Origin of the sequence: Burkholderia sp. A2, from assembly GCF_001729305.1 — a bacterium.
Lineage (GTDB): Bacteria > Pseudomonadota > Gammaproteobacteria > Burkholderiales > Burkholderiaceae > Burkholderia > Burkholderia sola.
The window spans coordinates 5496-5908 of record NZ_LZXX01000031.1 but is presented as its reverse complement, the minus strand read 5'-3'; the positions used below and the strand labels follow the sequence as shown (position 1 = coordinate 5908).

General features: G+C 71.7%; 1 protein-coding gene. It reads right to left on the bottom strand.

What is annotated here, in order from left to right:
* On the bottom strand, positions 1-413 hold a 413-nt coding region (locus A9Z05_RS03250), incomplete at both ends, for a YheT family hydrolase (protein ID WP_371090557.1).

The following is a 413-nucleotide window of genomic DNA, read 5'->3' as shown; positions in this document are numbered from 1 at the left end:
GGCCGCCGTGCGCGGGCTGGTCGAGCTCGACGGCCGGCGACACGTCGGCCGGGCCCGGCAGCGCCGATTCGGGCAGGAACGGGTCGTTGCGGGCGTTGAGGATCAGCGTCGGCACGTCGATCGCGGGCAGCAGCGGCCGCGTGGTCGCCTTCGTCCAGTAGTCGTCCGCGTTCGCGAAACCGTGCAGCGGCGCGGTCACGACCTCGTCGAAGTCGCGCATCGTCACGGCCTGCAGCATCGCGTCGCGGTCGAACAGCCCCGGATACTGGTCGAGCTTGGCGAGCGCCTTGCGCTTGAGTGTCTTCAGGAAGCTGCGCGTGTAGACCATCGCGAACCCCTGCGACAGCGCGCGGCCGCCGGCGTGCACGTCGATCGGCGTCGAGATCGCGGCGGCGGCGCGCACGATCGACGTG